Source organism: Demequina sp. NBRC 110056, assembly GCF_002090155.1.
Taxonomy (GTDB): domain Bacteria; phylum Actinomycetota; class Actinomycetes; order Actinomycetales; family Demequinaceae; genus Demequina.
On sequence record NZ_BBRM01000005.1, the window covers coordinates 234,413 to 249,539 of the forward strand.

15 protein-coding genes are annotated in these 15,127 nt (G+C 71.6%); 3 read left to right on the plus strand and 12 right to left on the minus strand.

All coding sequences use genetic code 11. The features are described 5' to 3' along the window. Positions 1-59: 59 nt before the first annotated feature. Entirely contained in the window at positions 60-2,819 is a 2,760-nt protein-coding gene (locus tag B7K25_RS09195; protein ID WP_144018943.1) for a hypothetical protein, read from the plus strand. Positions 2,820-2,847: 28 nt separating this feature from the next. Further along, on the plus strand, positions 2,848-3,267 hold the full coding sequence (locus tag B7K25_RS09200; protein ID WP_084105661.1) for a hypothetical protein: 420 nt from the start codon (positions 2,848-2,850) through the stop codon (positions 3,265-3,267). A 205-nt stretch (positions 3,268-3,472) separates the two neighbouring features. On the opposite strand, the gene B7K25_RS09205 is transcribed toward B7K25_RS09200, so the two are convergent. The 5 genes from B7K25_RS09205 to B7K25_RS09225 form a co-directional block, all read right to left on the minus strand. Then, a complete protein-coding gene (locus B7K25_RS09205) occupies positions 3,473-4,276 on the minus strand; it encodes an alpha/beta fold hydrolase (protein ID WP_234988152.1) in 804 nt (267 codons plus the stop codon). A 51-nt stretch (positions 4,277-4,327) separates the two neighbouring features. After that, on the minus strand, positions 4,328-5,053 hold the full coding sequence (locus tag B7K25_RS09210; RefSeq protein ID WP_084105662.1) for an alpha/beta hydrolase: 726 nt from the start codon (positions 5,051-5,053) through the stop codon (positions 4,328-4,330). A gap of 1 nt (position 5,054) precedes the next feature. Continuing rightward, positions 5,055-5,366, minus strand: coding sequence for a hypothetical protein (locus B7K25_RS09215; protein ID WP_084105664.1), 312 nt, complete (start codon positions 5,364-5,366; stop codon positions 5,055-5,057). Between the two features lie 201 nt (positions 5,367-5,567). Then, complete coding sequence (locus tag B7K25_RS09220; protein ID WP_084105666.1) at positions 5,568-7,034, minus strand: glycoside hydrolase family 1 protein; 1,467 nt, start codon at positions 7,032-7,034, stop codon at positions 5,568-5,570. Positions 7,035-7,135: 101 nt separating this feature from the next. After that, on the minus strand, positions 7,136-7,711 hold the full coding sequence (locus tag B7K25_RS09225) for a hypothetical protein (RefSeq protein ID WP_084105668.1): 576 nt from the start codon (positions 7,709-7,711) through the stop codon (positions 7,136-7,138). 37 nt (positions 7,712-7,748) lie between these two features. Between B7K25_RS09225 and B7K25_RS09230 the strand changes: the two genes are divergently transcribed. Beyond that, a complete protein-coding gene (locus B7K25_RS09230; protein WP_084105670.1) occupies positions 7,749-8,519 on the plus strand; it encodes an alpha/beta hydrolase family protein in 771 nt (256 codons plus the stop codon). 128 nt (positions 8,520-8,647) lie between these two features. Here the strand turns inward: B7K25_RS09230 and nucS are convergent, their stop codons facing one another. From nucS to B7K25_RS09265, 7 genes are read right to left on the minus strand one after another with little or no spacing between them, the layout of a single operon-like run. After that, positions 8,648-9,343, minus strand: coding sequence for an endonuclease NucS (gene nucS / locus B7K25_RS09235; RefSeq protein ID WP_084105671.1), 696 nt, complete (start codon positions 9,341-9,343; stop codon positions 8,648-8,650). 6 nt (positions 9,344-9,349) lie between these two features. Then, on the minus strand, positions 9,350-9,616 hold the full coding sequence (locus tag B7K25_RS09240) for a F0F1 ATP synthase subunit epsilon (protein WP_084105673.1): 267 nt from the start codon (positions 9,614-9,616) through the stop codon (positions 9,350-9,352). Positions 9,617-9,618: 2 nt separating this feature from the next. Beyond that, complete coding sequence (gene atpD, locus B7K25_RS09245) at positions 9,619-11,127, minus strand: F0F1 ATP synthase subunit beta (protein ID WP_084105675.1); 1,509 nt, start codon at positions 11,125-11,127, stop codon at positions 9,619-9,621. Positions 11,128-11,144: 17 nt separating this feature from the next. Further along, positions 11,145-12,038, minus strand: coding sequence for a F0F1 ATP synthase subunit gamma (locus tag B7K25_RS09250; protein ID WP_084105677.1), 894 nt, complete (start codon positions 12,036-12,038; stop codon positions 11,145-11,147). A 6-nt stretch (positions 12,039-12,044) separates the two neighbouring features. Further along, positions 12,045-13,679 (minus strand): F0F1 ATP synthase subunit alpha, encoded by a 1,635-nt coding sequence (gene atpA, locus B7K25_RS09255; protein ID WP_084105679.1) that lies wholly within the window; start codon positions 13,677-13,679, stop codon positions 12,045-12,047. A gap of 48 nt (positions 13,680-13,727) precedes the next feature. Next, on the minus strand, positions 13,728-14,540 hold the full coding sequence (locus B7K25_RS09260) for a F0F1 ATP synthase subunit delta (RefSeq protein WP_084105681.1): 813 nt from the start codon (positions 14,538-14,540) through the stop codon (positions 13,728-13,730). A 5-nt stretch (positions 14,541-14,545) separates the two neighbouring features. Next, the gene (locus B7K25_RS09265) at positions 14,546-15,121 is read right to left on the minus strand and encodes a F0F1 ATP synthase subunit B (protein WP_084105683.1); all 576 of its coding nucleotides are present in this window, start codon (positions 15,119-15,121) and stop codon (positions 14,546-14,548) included. Positions 15,122-15,127 lie beyond the last annotated feature (6 nt).

Consider the following 15,127-nt stretch of genomic DNA (forward strand, 5'->3'; position numbering starts at 1 on the left):
GCGCATTACCCTGGTGGACGGATCGAGCGGCGTCCCGAGGTGCCGCCAAAGGAGACAGCATGCCCGAAGAGACCCTCCCGTTTCCAGTAGCGATGCGGGGCTACGACCGCGAGGCGGTCGCCGCCCACGTCGCTCAGCTGGAGGACGCGCTGCGCGCGTCGAAGGCCGCGGCGCAGCGCGCCGAGGAGGAGTCCACGCAGGTGCGCGGCAAGCTCGACGAGGCGCAGAAGACCCTGCGCGAGGCCGAGCAGCCCACGTACAAGGGCCTGGGTGCCCGCGTCGAGCAGCTGCTGCGCTCCGCCGAGGAGCAGTCCTCCGACGTCGTCCAGCGCGCGAACACGCACGCCCAGGACACGGTGGCGCGCGCCAACGTGGCCGCCCAGCAGCTGCGTGCGCGCGCGGACAACGAGGTCGCCGAGATCCTCGCCCAGAGCCGCCGCGAGGCCGACGAGATCCGCACCGCTGCCGAGTCCGACGCGGGCAGCGCACGCGAGTCGGCGCAGCGCCAGGCGACCGAGATCGTCGAGCGGGCGCGCCGCGACGCGCAGCGCGAGGCCGGAGCGATCGAGGCCTCGGCGACGGAGCTCCGCGCGAACGCCGAGCGCGAGGCGCACACGACCCGCGCGGTCGCCGAGCGCGAGACCACCGAGATGCGCGTGGCCGCCCAGCGCGAGGCGACCGAGCTGACGGAGAAGGCGCGTGATGAGGCCGAGGCCGCCGTCGCCGCCGCTCGCGAGCAGGCCGAGCAGATCGGCGCAGAGGCGGACCAGGCGCTCGCCGCGGCCCGTGAGGAGGCCAAGGGCATCCTCGCGGAGGCGGGCGAGGCGCGCTCCGCCGCGGACGCCGAGGCGTCCGATGTGCGATCGACCGCCGAGGCGGACGCCGCCAACCTCCGCAACGAGGCGCAGACGTTCCTGACCCAGGCGAACCGCGACGCCGAGGCGCTGCGCGCCGAGGCCGCGACCGAGGCCCGCGACGTGCGCGCGGCTGCCGAGCGCGAGGCGCAGGCCCTGCGCACCGAGACGGACGAGTACGACGAGCTCACCCGCGGCGACGCCGAGCAGTACGCCGCGGCCACCACCCGCGAGGCGGACGACTACGCCACCGCCGAGCGCTCCGCCGCCGACGAGTACCGCGCGTCCACCGAGGACGCCGGACGCGCGGCCGCGGCTGCGCTCGTCGCCGAGGCGGAGGCCGCTGCCGCAGCGCTGCGCGCGTCCGCCGACGCGTACGACCGCGACACGCGTGCCACCGCGGACTCCGAGACGTCCGAGCTGCGAGCGCAGACGGATGACTACGACGCTTCCACCCGAGCAGCGGCCGACGACTACGCGGCGACGACGCGCGCCGAGGCCGACGACTACGCGGCGACCACCCGCGCCGCGGCGGACGAGTACGACACCGCCACGCGCACCGCGGCCGACGAGTACCACCGCGCGACCCGCGCCTCGGCCGACTCGTACGACCAGGCCACCCGTACGGGTGCGGACGAGCACCTCGCCCGCATCCGCATGGAGGCGAACGAGCTCAACCGCACGGTCCGCGCCGAGGCCGACGAGATCGCCGCCTCGGTGCGCGCGGCCGCCGACGACTACGACGCCACCACCCGCGCGGACGCCGACGCCCACGACGAGGCCACGCGCGCATCGGCCGCGTCCCACCTGGCGGAGGTGCAGGCGCAGGCCGCCGCGCACCTCGCCGAGGTCCAGGGTCAGGCGGACGACTACGACGCGACCACCCGCGCCGCGGCGGACGAGTACGACACCGCCACGCGCGCCGGAGCGGACGACTACGACGCTCAGACCCGCAAGGCCGCCGAGGACCACGACGCCGCCGTGCGCGCCGAGGTGGGCGCCTTCGACGCTCAGACCCGCAAGGCCGCCGAGGAGTTCGCCGGCGCGACCCGCACCGCCGGCGAGAGCTACGCGCGTGGGGTGCGCAAGGACGCCGACGCGTACGACGCGAACACCCGCCGCGGTGCCGACGAGCACGCGGAGACCACCAAGCGGGAGGCCGACGACCACGCCGCCCGCGTGCGCCGCGAGGCCGAGGACTTCGACGCGCATCAGCGCAACGAGACGGCCGCCTACGTCGAGACCACCCGACGCGAGGCCGACACCTACGCGACGCAGACCCGCGAGGGCGCGGACCGTGACGCCGCGCGCGCCGCACAGGCGGCCGAGGACGCCGCCGAGCAGCGGCTGTCCGACGCGCAGCAGGAGGCGAAGGCCATCCTCGCCGCCGCGCGCAAGGAGGCGGAGGCCGAGCGCACCGCCGCCCACGAGGACGCCGAGGCGGCGACCGAGGAGGCCCGCCGCACCCGCGAGGACCTGCAGGTGGAGATCGCGCAGAAGCGCGAGGCCGCCGAGCAGGAGCTCAGCCAGCGCCACGAGGAGGCCCAGGCCGAGTCCGCCGAGATGGTCGCCGACGCCCGCAAGCGCGCCGACGAGGCGGAGGAGCGGCTGTCCGCCGCCCTCGAGCGCGCGGAGACCGTGCGCCGGGAGGCGGAGACGCATTCGCAGACGCTGCTGTCCAACGCCCGCAACAACGCGGACGAGATCGTCACCGGCGCGCGCGAGCACGCCGAGTCGATCATCTCGGAGGCCGTGTCCGACGCCGAGCGCGAGCGCACCAACGCCGCGCGCGAGGTCGAGGACCTGCACCAGCAGCGCGAGTCGATCACGGGCTACCTGGACGACCTGCGCGGTCTGCTCGGCACCGACCCGGTCGCCGGCCTGCAGCGCGCAGCCGGCATGGCGCCGGCGTCGCCCGCCTCGGCGCAGTCCGCGCCGTCGGCGGAGCCCGCAGAGAAGCGCTGACCGCCTCCTTCGCGAGCACCACGGCACCATGACCACCGACGAGCCCGAGGTCTCCCCTCACCTGCGTCGCGCGAACGCCCTGGAGCGTCAGCGCCAGGCGGAGAGCCGTCAGGCCGCGGAGCTGGTGCGCCAGTTCGCGGCCGATGCGGTCGCGGCGGGCATCGAGCCCGTGCGCTTCACGGCCCGGCCGTACGGCGGCGGGTCGCGCTACCGGACCGGCGTCGAGGGCTGGTACCTCAAGCGGGACCAGTCCGTCGGGGTGGGCACGGACGGGCACTTCTACGTGATGTCGGTCGCGCCGAGCCTCATGGCCCGCGTCACGGGGGCGCACCTCGAGCCAGCCGAGCCGCCGCTCGAGCTCGGCAAGGGAGGCCGCGACGGCGAGTCGATGCCCATGGCCGAGGCGCTCGCGAAGCGGCTCGCGGGCGGCAACGCCTGGGGACGCTAGCGAGCAACTCCGGCCCCGATCAGGCTCGCGCGAGACTCGCCTCGGCCGTGGCCGGCTCTGTCGCGACCAGGTCCGTTCGCGACCAGGTCCGTGCGCGACCAGGTCCGTGCGCGACCGGCTCGATCACGACCGGCTAGCTCAAGGTTGGGCCTCTTGCGGCCGGTGCTGTCGCGGCCGCCGCGGTGCGCGACCGCCCGAACCGCGCTCAGTCGAGCAGCGGCAGCAGCGCCCGCGCGACCTCGACGGGCGCCTCGACGGCCGCCAGGTGGCCGACGCCGGCGAGCACCACGGCCTCGACGCCCGCCGCCTCGGCCATCGCGGCGCCGTCCTCGCGGCGCAGGATCGAGTCCTGGTCGCCGATGACCACCACGACCGGTGCGTCGACGCCGCGGAGCACCTCGGTGCGGTCCGGCCGGGCAGCCATCGCCCGCTGGCCCCAGGCGACGCCGTCCCCTCCCTGGCGCGCGACGTTCGCGGTCGCCCACTCGACCAGCTCCTCGCGCGCGGCGCCCTGGGTGCCGATGAGGCCCTCGGCGGTCGCGCGCGGGTCGGGCAGTCCGTCCGCGTGCTCGACGGAGTCGGCGAGCGTCAGCCGCTTGTCGCGCGCCGCATCGTCGTCCGCCGTCGCCTTGGTGCACACCAGGCCGAGCCCGGCGACCGCATCGGGCCACCGTTCCGCGACCGCGAGCGCCACGTAGCCGCCCATCGAGCACCCGATCCAGACGGCCGCGTCCGCTCCGGTGGCCTCCCGCATCGCGAGCACCGCGGCGTCGGCGATGAGCTCGAGGCCGGGCTCCTCGTCGGTGAGCGGCATCTCGCCGATGCCCGGCATGTCGAAGGTGATGACGTCGCCCTCGACCTGGTCGCCCCAGGCGGCGATGAGCGGCTCCCACTGGGCGCGGTCGGCAGGGAACGCGTTGAGCAGCACCACGGGCGTCGCGGTGGGCTCGGGGACGGCGGGGTCGGCGTCGGAGGGTTCGGTCTCGGCGGACACGTCGGTCTGGCTCACGGTGACTCCCTGCTGAGGGGGGGCGGGCTGTCCCACCCATTGCACCACGTCCTAGTCGACGATGTCGGCAGGCACCTCGGTGGGCAGCGGAGCGCTGTCCGGCGCCACCCGCTCCACGATCGCGTCCAGCACGATCCGCACGTACGGCTCCCCCACCCATAGGTGCTTGGCGCCCTCGACCGGGATCAGCTCGAGCTGCGTCAGCGGCGCGAAGCGCTCCCGCGCCTCGTCGGGCTTCAGGAAGTCGTCGTGCTCGGGCACGAGCGCCGTCACCGGCTTGCCCGTCGCCGCCCAGGCCTCCAGGTCGGACGGCTGCGCGCGGTGCAGCGGGGGCGACAGCAGGATCGCTCCCTCGACGTCGAGCTCGCTGCCGTGCATGAGCGCGAGCTCGGTGCCGAAGCTCCACCCCACCAGCCACCGGTGAGGGAGCCCACGGGCGACGGCGAACTCCACGGCCGCGCGCGCATCGGCCCTCTCCCCCACACCCTCCTCGAACTGGCCCTCCGAGGTGCCCCGAGGCGAGGTGGTGCCGCGGGTGTTGAAGCGGATCACCGCGACGTTGGCGAGGTGCGGCAGGCGCCACGCGGCCTTGCGGAACACGTGCGAGTCCATGAAGCCGCCGTGGGTCGGCAGCGGGTGGAGCGTGATGAGCGTGGCCGTCACCTCCCCCGAGGCCGGCAGGGCGAGCTCCCCCACGAGCTCGAGGCCATCCTCGGTGGTCAGCACGATGTCCTCGCGGACGGCGGGCAGCACCGTCATCGAGCGGATCTCGGTCATCTCAGCCACGGGTCCTCCCGAACGTGGTCCAGCAGTTCGTATGCCAGTGGCGGCGCTGGGCCGCGGCGGCCTCCGCGCCGAACAGGCCGTCGGCGGGCCACGCCACGAGGTGCTGGGTCGCGCCGTCGATGTCCTGGCCGCAGCCCGGGCACACGTAGGTCTTCTCCGAGGGCCGCGGCGTCACCACGATGTGCTCCTCGCCGCCGGGGCCCATCTCGCGCCGCCCGCCCGTCGCGTTCGCGAGGCGGTCGACGTCCAGCTCCTGATGCGGCTGCCCGTACGGCCGCTTCGAGGACCGGCGCTTGGAGGGCATGGGAGCCAGTTTACGGGCGGCTTCCGCTCCCCTCCCGACAGTTCCGAACATCTGCGGCGACGACACCCCGACTGCGGCCCGTTTCGAGCCGTTCTCGGCCGCGTGTCGCTGCCGCGACGTTCGGGACTGTCGGCGCGGAAGGGTCAGAGTGGACGTCAGACTTCGGAGGGCCGATGCGCTCGCCGGCCTCCCCGCCCGCGCTCAGAAGGTGCGGGGCGGCGTGGCGGCGAGGGCGTCGGCTTCCTCGGCCGGCACCAGCTCGCGACGACGCACGACCTCGCGGTAGTAGTACGCCGAGTCCTTCCAGCGGCGCTCGAGCGTGTCGTAGTCGACCCGCACGATGCCGAAGCGCTTGGCGTAGCCCTGCGCCCACTCGAAGTTGTCCATGAGCGACCACGCCATGTAGCCGCGCACGTCGGCGCCCTCGGCGATCGCCTTGAGGACCGCGTCGAGGTGTCCGTGCAGGTAGTCGATGCGGTCGGCGTCGCGCACGCGGCCGTCCTCGTCCACGACGTCGTCCCACGCGGAGCCGTTCTCGGTGACGTACAGCGGCTTGCCGGTCTCTCGGTGGGTCTTGAGGATGTGCGCGTGGAACGCCGAGGGGTCGACGTTCCAGCCCATCGCCGTCACCTTGCCGGTGGGCGGCATGAACTCGATCTCCTCGTCGCCGGGCCAGCAGGTGTTCGCGCCGGCCTTGTGACCGTCCGCGAGGGTCGCGAGCTCCGAGACCTCGACGCCCTTGTTCGGGTTGTGGCGCACCACGTGCGAGGCGTAGTAGTTGATGCCGAACCAGTCGACGGCGCCGTGCATCTCCTCGAGGTCGCCGTCGTGGACGAACGACCAGTCGGTGATGTGCGCCGTGTTCGGCTTCAGGACCTCCGGGTAGGTGCCGAGCGTGAACGGCTGGTGGAACATCGTGTTCGCGAGCGCGTCGATGTGCGCGGCGGCGGCGCGGTCGCCCTCGCTCGACGGGTCCCACGGCCGCGGCACGTGGCAGTTGTTGACCATGCCCACCTGGGCGTTCGGCGCCACGGCCTTGATGGCCTTGTACGCGCGGGCGTGGGCGAGGTTGAGGTGGTGGGCGGCGGTGAGCGCCTCGGCGTCGTCCGCGTGGCCGGGGGCGTGCGCGCCCGCGCCGTAGCCCACGAACGAGCTCACCCACGGCTCGTTGAAGGTGGTCCACATGTCGACGTCGGCGCCGAACTCCTGCGCCATGCGGGTCGCGTAGACCACGAAAGCGTCGACCGTGTCGCGGCTGAGCCAGCCGCCCTCGTCGTCGAGCTCCTGGGGCAGGTCCCAGTGGTAGAGGGTGATGAGGGGCTTGATGCCCTCGGCGAGGAGGCGGTCGACGAGGCCGCGGTAGAAGGCAATGCCCTCAGCGTTGAACTCTCCGGTGCCGCCCGGCTGCACGCGCGGCCACGCGATCGAGAAGCGGTAGGCCTCGAGGCCCAGCTCGACCATCATGTCGACGTCCTCGGACCAGCGGTGGAAGTGGTCGCACGCGACGTCGCCGTTGTCGCCGCCGACCACCTTGCCCGGCGTCGCGCAGAAGGTGTCCCAGATGGACGGGCCGCGCCCGCCCTCCTTCGCGCCGCCCTCGATCTGGTAGGAGGCGGTCGCGGCACCGAGCAGGAAGCCGTCGGGGAAGCGTGCAGGCGTCGTCGTCATGCGCACCAGGGTATCCGAACGTTTCGACATTTTCTACCAGTCGGTCAGTCGACCTCCTGGGCTGTAGCGCCGATGCGCGCGCCGGGCCGCGCTCGGCCCGCTCACATCCGCTCGAAGTCGTCCTTGTCGTGCTTGCCCTCGACGAACACGAGCGCGTCCGGCAGCGGCTCGCGCTCGAGCCAGCGGTGCCACTGGATGGACGGGGCGAGCGCCCACCGCCCCAGCGCCGCACCGGCCGCACCGAGCAACGGGGCCGTGAGCATCACCGTGCCGAACGAGCTGACGTTCCACACGTCCGCTGTGCCCTCGACGCCGAGCCTCACCAGCGTGAGGATGCCGGCCAGGAGCGCGGTGAGAGCCACCGCTCCCGCGAGCGCCCACGTCAGGAAGTGGCGCAGGCGGGACTGGCTGAACCGCAGCAGGTGCAGCAGCGCGACGGAGCCGGCCGCCCACCCGCACGCGTAGACCACGATCAGCACGGGCGCGACGGTGTAGCCGCCGGCTCCGAGCGACCCCATCGCCTCGTCGAGCGGCTGGACCACGAAGTACAGGATGACGAACGGCACGAGGCTCGCGAGCCCCGCCTTCACGTGGCCCCAGTACGGCGCGTACAGGTGCGCGCCGTCCTCGTGACGGCTCAGCGGCTGGCGCACCCTCTTCGGGGCCTTGCGGGTCATGGCGACCAGGGTAACCCCGCCCCCTAGGCTGTCCCGCATGGCGCTCATCACCGTCCGATGGTTCTCCGACGTGCTCGGCCTGTCGACCACGACCACCGTGATCCTTCCCCAGGCCGCGTATGAGGCGGGAGTCGAGGGCGCATCGGCCATCCCCGACCGCCTGCCGACGCTGTACCTCCTCCACGGGCTGTCACAGGACGACGCGAGCTGGACCCGCCACACGTCGCTCGAGCGCTACGTCGCCGGCATGCCGCTCGCCGTGGTCATGCCCGCGGTGCACCGCTCGTACTACGCGAACCAGGCGGACGGGTTCCGGTACTTCGAGCATCTTGCCGAGGAGCTGCCCGCCGTCATGCGCGGCTTCTTCCCGCTGTCGGACCGCCGCGAGGACACGTTCGTCGCCGGGCTCTCGATGGGCGGCTACGGCGCCATGAAGCTCGCGCTGCGCAGGCCCGAGCGCTTCGCCGCCGCCGCGAGCATGTCCGGCGGGCTGGACGTGACAGCGCGCCCCAACTCCTACCCCGAGGAGTGGCGGCGCACCTTCGGCTCGCCGGAGATCGCCCGCGAGGCATCGGAGGACGTCATCGACCTCGTGCGACGCGCCGACCCCGGCGCTCTCCCCCGCCTGTGGGCATGGTGCGGGACCGAGGACTTCCTGCTCGAGGAGAGCCGCACCTTCCGCGACACGTGCGCCTCCTCCGGGGTGGCGCTCGAGTACTCGGAGTCGGCGGGCGCGCACGACTGGCCCGCGTGGGACGAGCAGATCCCCCGCGTCCTCGAGTGGCTACCCCTGACCCAGCCGGGCTGACGCACCCCACCCGGCGCGTGCATCGTCCCCACTGACGCTCAGCCGGGCGTCAGTCGTGGCGGTACCCGCGCACCAGGGCTGCATGTGCGACGACGGCCGCGGAGGGCCGATGCGCGGGCTGGCTCCCGCTAGAACAGGCGGGTGGTGGGGTCGTCGGCCCCGCGCATGGCGTCGTAGTCGAGGATGAGGCAGCGGATGCCCCGATCCTGTGCCAGGACGCGCGCCTGCGGCTTGATCTCCTGCGCCGCGAACACGCCCTCGACCGGGCTGAGCAGCGGGTCGCGGTTCATGAGCTCGAGGTAGCGCGTGAGCTGCTCGACGCCGTCGATCTCGCCGCGGCGCTTGATCTCCACCGCGACCGAGCCGCCCGTGGGCGACTTCGCGAGGATGTCGACCGGGCCGATCGCCGTCATGTACTCGCGACGCACCAGCGTGTGGCCGTCGCCGAGCAGGACGATCTGATCCGCGAGCAGCTCCTGCAGGTGCGCCTCGACGCCGTCCTTGATGAGACCCGGGTCGACGCCGAGCTCGTGCTCGGTGTCCGCCAGGACCTCGTGCACCTCGATCTCGAGGCGGTCGTCCGTCTTGTCGTGCTGGACCGTCCACACCTGCGTCACGCCGGACTCGGCCTGCTCAGGGGTCGGCTCGACCTCGCGGGTGGTGCACGGCGGGCTCATCCAGTTGAGCGGCTTGTACGAGCCGCCGTCGGAGTGCAGCAGCACCGAGCCATCGGCCTTGACCATGATGGCCCGGGTCGCAAGAGGCAGATGCGCGCTGAGCCGCCCGGAGTACCGGGCGGCGCAGCGCGCGATCACGACGCGCATCGGCGGTCAGTCCTCGTGGGGCTCCGCCGGCGTGCAGCCGATGGTGATGACGTTGTGGTCGAACGACAGGAATCCCTGCTCGATCGCGAACTCGTGGGTCTCGGCCTCGCTGCGCACGCGCACCGTGCCCTCCTTGAGGAGCGCCAGCACGGGCTCGTGGTTGGCGAGCAGACCGATCTCCCCCTCCACGGAGGGGGCGATCACGCGATCCGCCGTCCCGGACCACAGGGTGCGGTCCTGGGCGACGACGTCGACGGTCAGGGGGCCGGCCATGATCAGCCGATCTCCTTCTGGATGCGGTTCCAGTTCTTCTCGAGGTCCTCAAGACCACCGATGTTGAAGAACGCCTGCTCGGCGATGTGGTCGTAGGCGCCGTTGACCAGACCCGAGAAGCCCTCGATGGTCTCGTCGAGCGGAACCGTCGAACCGGGAACGCTGGTGAACTGCGTCGCCATGTAGGTGTTCTGCGACAGGAACTGCTGGATCTTGCGCGCACGGGCGACGATGATCTTGTCCTCCTCGGACAGCTCGTCGACACCGAGGATCGCGATGATGTCCTGCAGCTCCTTGTTGCGCTGGAGGATCGACTTCACGTCGTTCGCGGTCTCGTAGTGCTTCTGGCCCACGTAGCGCGGGTCGAGGATGCGCGAGGTCGAGGCCAGCGGGTCGATCGCGGGGTACAGACCACGCGAGGCGATCTCACGCGACAGCTCGGTGGTCGCGTCGAGGTGCGCGAACGTCGTCGCAGGCGCCGGGTCGGTGTAGTCGTCCGCGGGGACGTAGATCGCCTGCAGCGAGGTGATCGAGTGGCCGCGCGTCGACGTGATGCGCTCCTGGAGCTGACCCATCTCGTCCGCCAGGTTGGGCTGGTAGCCCACCGCCGAGGGCATGCGGCCCAGCAGGGTCGACACCTCGGAGCCCGCCTGGGTGAAGCGGAAGATGTTGTCGATGAACAGCAGCACGTCCTGCTTCTGCACGTCGCGGAAGTACTCCGCCATCGTCAGGGCGGACAGGGCGACGCGCAGACGCGTGCCCGGCGGCTCGTCCATCTGGCCGAAGACCAGGGCGGTCTGGTTGATGACGCCCGACTCGGTCATCTCGTCGATGAGGTCGTTGCCCTCACGGGTGCGCTCGCCGACGCCGGCGAACACCGACACACCGTTGTGGTTGTTGGCGACGCGGTAGATCATCTCCTGGATGAGGACCGTCTTGCCGACGCCCGCACCACCGAAGAGGCCGATCTTTCCACCCTGCACGTAGGGCGTGAGGAGGTCGATCGACTTGATGCCGGTCTCGAACATCTCGGTCTTGGACTCGAGCTGGTCGAAGGCCGGGGGCTTGCGGTGGATGGGCCAACGCTCGGTGATCTCGAGCGTCTCGCCCTCCTTGGCGTTGAGCACCTCGCCGGTCACGTTGAACACGTGGCCGGTGGTGACGTCGCCGACGGGCACCGAGATCGGGGCGCCGGTGTCGGCGACGATCGCGCCGCGCACCAGGCCGTCGGTGGGCTTCAGGGCGACGGCGCGCACCATGTTGTCGCCGAGGTGCTGAGCGACCTCGAGCGTCATGTGCAGGATGCCCTCGTCCTCACCCTGCGCCGACAGGTCGATGTCGACCGTGAGCGCGTGGTAGATGTCGGGGATCGCGTCCGCCGGGAACTCGATGTCGACGACGGGGCCGATCACTCGAGCGACGCGGCCGGTCACGGGGGTGGCGGGAGCGTCCTTGGCCTCGGCCGGGGTCGCGTCCGCGGGCTTGTTCGCGGTCTTCGCGGTGGGGGTCATGGGTGTCTCGCTTCCGATCACGAGGCCGCGAGCGCATCGGCGCCCGAGACGATCTCGCTGATTTCCTGGGTGATCTCGGCCTGGCGCGCCGAGTTGGCGAGCCGGGTGTACTGACGAATGATGTCCTCGGCGTTCGAGACCGCGGTGTTCATCGCGCGCTGGCGGTTGGCCAGCTCCGATGCCGCGGACTGCAGCAGGCAGTTGTAGACACGAACCTCGATGTAGCGCGGCAGTGCCGCGTCGAGCACGGCCTCAGGAGACGGCTCGAACTCGTACAGCGGCTCGACGTCCTCGCCCGGCTCCGCCACGCCCTCGACGATCTCCAGGGGCAGCAGGCGGATGACCCGCGGCTCCTGGGAGACCATCGACGTGAAGTGCGTGTAGACGATGTGCAGCTCGGAGACGCCGCCCTCGTCCGCGGGAGCGATGAAGGCCTCGTACAGCGCCTCACCGATCTCACGCGCGGTCTCGAGGGACGGGGCGTCGGAGCCGCCCGTCCACTGGCCCGCCATCTCGCGGTGACGGAAGTTGAAGTACGACACGGCACGACGGCCCACGGCGTACTGCACCACTTCCTTGCCCTCGCGCTGAAGACGCTCACGCAGGCGCTCGGCCTCGCGGATGGCGTTCGCCGAGTAGGCGCCCGCCATGCCGCGGTCGGCGCTCACCACGAGCACCGCGACACGGTTGGTGTCGGTGCGCTCGCTCGTCAGCGGGTGGTCGACGCTGGAGTGCGTCGCCACTGCGCTGATCGCGCGGGTGAGAGCCTTCGCGTACGGGGCCGCCGCGGTCACACGGTCGCGAGCCTTGCCGATGCGTGAGGCAGCAATGAGCTCCATCGCACGGAAGATCTTCTTCAGCGACTGTGTCGACTTGATGCGCGCCTTGTAGACGCGCTGCTGGCCTGCCATGCGTCCCTACTTCTTCTTCTTCGCGACGATCTGCTCCTGCTCGGACTCGGCGTCGCCGCCGCCCTCGATCGCCGCGTCGGTCGACAGCTCCGTGCCCTCAGAGGCAAGGAAGGTCGACAGGTAGTCGTCGACGGCCGCCTCGAGCGCGGCCTCGGTCTCGTCCGACAGCTGGCCGGAGTCGGCGATGTCGGTCAGCACCGACGTCGAGCGACGCAGGTGGTCGAGCAGCTCGCGCTCGAAGCGCAGCACGTCGGCCACCTGGACCTTGTCCAGCTTGCCCTTGGTGCCGGCCCAGATCGAGACGACCTGCTCCTCCACGGGGTACGGCGAGTACTGGGGCTGCTTGAGCAGCTCCATGAGGCGGGCACCACGCGTCAGCTGCTGGCGCGACGCCGCGTCGAGGTCGGACGCGAACATCGCGAACGCCTCGAGCGAGCGGTACTGGGCGAGGTCGATCTTCAGCGTTCCGGAGACCTTCTTCATCGCCTTCACCTGCGCGGAGCCACCGACGCGCGACACCGAGATGCCGACGTCGATCGCGGGACGCTGGTTGGCGTTGAACAGGTCGGACTGCAGGAAGATCTGGCCGTCCGTGATGGAGATGACGTTGGTCGGGATGTACGCCGACACGTCGTTCGCCTTGGTCTCGATGACCGGCAGACCCGTCATCGAGCCGGCGCCCATCTCGTCCGACAGCTTCGCGCAACGCTCGAGCAGGCGGGAGTGCAGGTAGAACACGTCGCCGGGGTACGCCTCGCGGCCCGGCGGGCGACGCAGCAGCAGCGACACGGCACGGTAGGCCTCGGCCTGCTTCGACAGGTCGTCGAAGATGATGAGGACGTGCTTGCCGTCGTACATCCAGTGCTGGCCGATGGCCGAGCCGGTGTACGGGGCGAGGTACTTGAAGCCCGCGGGGTCGGAGGCGGGAGCCGCGACGATCGTCGTGTACTCGAGCGCACCGGCCTCCTCGAGGGCGCCACGCACCGAGGCGATGGTCGAGCCCTTCTGGCCGATGGCGACGTAGATGCAGCGGACCTGCTTGGTCGGGTCGCCGGTCTCCCAGTTCGCCTTCTGGTTGATGATCGTGTCGATCGCGATGGCGGTCTTGCCCGTCTGGCGGTCGCCGATGATCAGCTGGCGCTGGCCGCGGCCGATCGGGATCATCGCGTCGATGGACTTGAGACCCGTCTGCAGGGGCTCGTGCACCGACTTGCGCTGCATGACGCCGGGGGCCTGGAGCTCGAGGGCGCGGCGCGCCTCCGTCTCGATGTCGCCGAGGCCGTCGACCGGGTTGCCCAGCGGGTCCACGACGCGACCGAGGTAGCCGTCGCCGACCGCGACCGAGAGGACCTCGCCCGTGCGGTGGACCTCCTGGCCCTCCTCGATGCCGGTGAACTCACCGAGGACCACGACGCCGATCTCGCGGACGTCGAGGTTCAGCGCGAGGCCGAGCGTCCCGTCCTCGAAGCGCAGCAGCTCGTTCGCCATGCAGCCCGGCAGGCCCTCGACCTGCGCGATGCCGTCGGCAGCGAGGACCACGCGGCCCGTCTCCTCGCGCACGACGCCCGAGGGCTCGTACGACTTCACGTAGCTGTCGAGCGCATCCCGGATTGCCTCGGGACTGATCGTCAGGTCAGCCATGTCTCTTCTCTCCTGTCACTTCCGCGTAGGCGCGGGTGTTGGTCTTCGCTAGCCGACGAGTCGTCGTCGTGCCTCGTCGAGCCGGCCGAGGACGGTGCCGTCCACCACCTCTGACCCGACCTGAACTCGGATGCCGCCCAGGACCTCGGGGTCCACGGCGACGTTGATCTGCATGTCGCGGCCGTACGCGTCCTTCAGGATGCCCGCGAGGCGCTGGCGCTGGGCGGCGCTCAGCTCGACCGCGGCGGTCACGTTCGCGACGGAGCGTCCGCGGCGATCCGCGGCGAGCTCCAGCAGCGTGTTGATCGCGGGGATGAGCCGGCGACCGCGCGGCATCCCGACCACGCGCGTCAGCAGCGCGTAGGTGGTGGGGTGCAGCTTGCCGCCGAGCGTCGCCTCGAGCAGGCCGAGGCGCTGCTCCTTGGACGCCGAGCGGTTGCTCATCGCGACCAGCAGGTCGCGCTCGGCCGAGAGGATCCGCTCGACGCGGAACAGCTCCTCCTCGACCGACTCGAGCGTGCCGGCGTTCTCCGCGTGGGCGAAGAGGGCGAGCTCGCCCGCGTCGTCGATCGACTCCGCGAGGTCCGCCTCGTCCGACCAGCGAGCCGCGGAGAACGCGGCCACCGCGTCGACCGTGCGCGGGTCGAGCGAGCCGAACAGCTGCTTCACCAGCGAGGCCTTGTCCGTCCCCGGTCGCGCCGGATCCGTCAGGGCTCGCCGCAGCGATCCCGACGAGTCCAGGGCGTCGACCACAGCGAACAGCTGCTCGGCGATCACGATGCCGTCCTTGCCCGCCGCCGTGGCGACCGGGTCGAACTCACGCATCGCGGCATCGCGCGATGCCTGGCTGGTTCCGCGCATCGGCTCTATCCCTTCGCCTTGTCAGACGACACCTGGGCCTCGAGGTCGTCGAGGAAGGAGTCGATGATCCGCTGCTGGCGCGCGTCATCCTTGAGGGACTCGCCCACGATGCGGGACGCGAGCTCGGATGCGAGCGCGCCCACCTCGGTGCGCAGCGACACGATCGCCTGCTGGCGCTCGGCGTCGATCTGCTTCTGGGCGGTCTCGACCAGGCGCTGAGCGTCGCCGGCCGCGGACTCGCGGGTCTCGGAGACGATCTGTCCGGCCTCGGAGCGCGCGTCCTCGCGGATGCGTGCGGCCTCGGCGCGTGCCTCGGTCAGCTGCGCGGTGTACTCCTCGAGCGCCGCGGCGGCCTCGGACTGGGCCTCCTCCGCCTTGCGGATGCCGCCCTCGATCTTCTCCGCGCGCTCGTCGAGCACTGCCTGAAGCTTCGGCAGGATCTTCCACATGAAGACCCCGACGATGATCAGGAAGATGATCGTCGACCACAGGATGTCGTAGTTGGCGGGGATGAGCGGGTTCGGAGTGGACTCCGAGTGCTCGTCCGCCGCCAGCACGACGATCTGGCTGAGTGCAGTCATGGTGGC

Bases quoted from the DNA above. Each gene is read 5' to 3' on its own strand.
- B7K25_RS09195 (WP_144018943.1), top strand. From the start codon at position 60: ATGCCCGAAGAGACCCTCCCGTTTCCAGTAGCGATGCGGGGCTACGAC.
- B7K25_RS09200 (WP_084105661.1), top strand. From the start codon at position 2,848: ATGACCACCGACGAGCCCGAGGTCTCCCCTCACCTGCGTCGCGCGAAC.
- B7K25_RS09210 (WP_084105662.1), bottom strand. From the start codon at position 5,053: ATGACCGAGATCCGCTCGATGACGGTGCTGCCCGCCGTCCGCGAGGAC.
- B7K25_RS09215 (WP_084105664.1), bottom strand. From the start codon at position 5,366: ATGCCCTCCAAGCGCCGGTCCTCGAAGCGGCCGTACGGGCAGCCGCAT.
- B7K25_RS09220 (WP_084105666.1), bottom strand. From the start codon at position 7,034: ATGACGACGACGCCTGCACGCTTCCCCGACGGCTTCCTGCTCGGTGCC.
- B7K25_RS09225 (WP_084105668.1), bottom strand. From the start codon at position 7,711: ATGACCCGCAAGGCCCCGAAGAGGGTGCGCCAGCCGCTGAGCCGTCAC.
- B7K25_RS09230 (WP_084105670.1), top strand. From the start codon at position 7,749: ATGGCGCTCATCACCGTCCGATGGTTCTCCGACGTGCTCGGCCTGTCG.
- nucS (WP_084105671.1), bottom strand. From the start codon at position 9,343: ATGCGCGTCGTGATCGCGCGCTGCGCCGCCCGGTACTCCGGGCGGCTC.
- B7K25_RS09240 (WP_084105673.1), bottom strand. From the start codon at position 9,616: ATGGCCGGCCCCCTGACCGTCGACGTCGTCGCCCAGGACCGCACCCTG.
- atpD (WP_084105675.1), bottom strand. From the start codon at position 11,127: ATGACCCCCACCGCGAAGACCGCGAACAAGCCCGCGGACGCGACCCCG.
- B7K25_RS09250 (WP_084105677.1), bottom strand. From the start codon at position 12,038: ATGGCAGGCCAGCAGCGCGTCTACAAGGCGCGCATCAAGTCGACACAG.
- atpA (WP_084105679.1), bottom strand. From the start codon at position 13,679: ATGGCTGACCTGACGATCAGTCCCGAGGCAATCCGGGATGCGCTCGAC.
- B7K25_RS09260 (WP_084105681.1), bottom strand. From the start codon at position 14,540: ATGCGCGGAACCAGCCAGGCATCGCGCGATGCCGCGATGCGTGAGTTC.
- B7K25_RS09265 (WP_084105683.1), bottom strand. From the start codon at position 15,121: ATGACTGCACTCAGCCAGATCGTCGTGCTGGCGGCGGACGAGCACTCG.